Origin of the sequence: Microbacterium sp. K41, from assembly GCF_004794395.1 — a bacterium.
Lineage (GTDB): Bacteria > Actinomycetota > Actinomycetes > Actinomycetales > Microbacteriaceae > Microbacterium > Microbacterium sufflavum.
In genome coordinates this window covers 1-618 of the sequence record NZ_SSDO01000419.1, presented here as the reverse complement: position 1 = coordinate 618, position 618 = coordinate 1, and the positions used below count along the sequence as shown (strand labels likewise).

Annotated in this window: 1 protein-coding gene; it reads left to right on the top strand. The window is 76.9% G+C overall.

Going from position 1 to position 618, the window contains the following annotated elements:
* A partial coding sequence (locus DW309_RS13100; RefSeq protein ID WP_168387272.1) for an HAD family hydrolase occupies window positions 1-618 on the top strand: 618 nt, incomplete at both ends.

Here is a 618-nt window from a genome sequence, read left to right as displayed (position 1 = left end):
GGCGGAGCGGCGTGGGAGCTGCTCCGCGCCGCGGTGGCTCCGGCGACCCCGCACGTGATCCACCTCACGGGCGACCCCGAGCTGCTCGCCGCGCGGCGGGCCGAACGGGCTGCCCCGCGAGACCTCCACCGCGCCGACGAGACCCCGCCTCCCCCGGCGATCCCAGTGACCCGCATCGACGCCGACCTGTCGACCGCGCAGCAGCTCGCGCGCGTGCGCGTCGTCGTCGGGCCGCGTCCGTCGCTCGACCCCGACGCCGTGGTCTTCCGCCGGACGTTCGACGCGGTGCTGTTCGACCTCGACGGCACCCTCGTCGACTCCACCGCCTCGGTCATCCGGTCGTGGCGCCGCTTCGCCGCCCACTACGGCGTCTCCGCCGAGGCCCTGCACGAGAACCACGGGCAGCCCGCTCACGTGCTCGTGTCGCGGCTGCTCGCCCCCGCGCAGCACACCGAGGGCCTCGACCGCATCCTCGACCTGGAGCTCTCCGACGCGGTCGACCTGCCGAGCGTGCCGGGAGCGCGGGCCCTCTACGACGCGGTTCCCGCGCACCGGCGCGCCATCGTCACCTCGGGAGCCGCACCCCTGGCCGCCGCGCGACTGGCGGCCGCCGGGCTC